The organism is Streptococcus sp. HMSC068F04 (genome assembly GCF_001837455.1).
GTDB classification, from domain to species: Bacteria; Bacillota; Bacilli; order Lactobacillales; family Streptococcaceae; genus Streptococcus; species Streptococcus salivarius_D.
In genome coordinates this window covers 1-426 of record NZ_KV832528.1, presented here as the reverse complement: position 1 = coordinate 426, position 426 = coordinate 1, and the positions used below count along the sequence as shown (strand labels likewise).

Below are 426 nucleotides of genomic sequence, written 5' to 3'. Positions count from 1 at the left end.
CTTTGTTGCACTTGACTTGACAATTAGGGATTCGAATAAATTTAGCAAAATTTAATATTTTTTTTGAAAAAAAGTATAGACAAAATCGAATACTCTGATATAATAATAAGAGTGTTAACGAGATAAAAATCTCAGAACTTGGTCCGTTGGTCAAGGGGTTAAGACACCGCCTTTTCACGGCGGTAACACGGGTTCGAATCCCGTACGGACTATTTTTGCTACTTAGCAGTTTTATCCGCCATAGCTCAGTTGGTAGTAGCGCATGACTGTTAATCATGATGTCGTAGGTTCGAGTCCTACTGGCGGAGTGATAAGACACCTCAAGTTGTATAGCTTGAGTTTTTTGTACCTAAAGATAAATAAGGTCTGGAACAATTGTTCCAGACCTATTTAATATTATTTTGTGACTTTAAGTCCGTTTCGCTC

The 426-nt window shown here is 37.3% G+C and carries 2 tRNA genes; both read left to right on the top strand.

The annotated features are described in order from the left end of the window. The first annotated feature begins 140 nt into the window (after positions 1 to 140). A tRNA-Glu gene (locus HMPREF2571_RS08915) sits at positions 141 to 212 on the top strand. Between the two features lie 22 nt (positions 213 to 234). Beyond that, positions 235 to 308 (top strand) — tRNA-Asn (locus tag HMPREF2571_RS08910). Positions 309 to 426 lie beyond the last annotated feature (118 nt).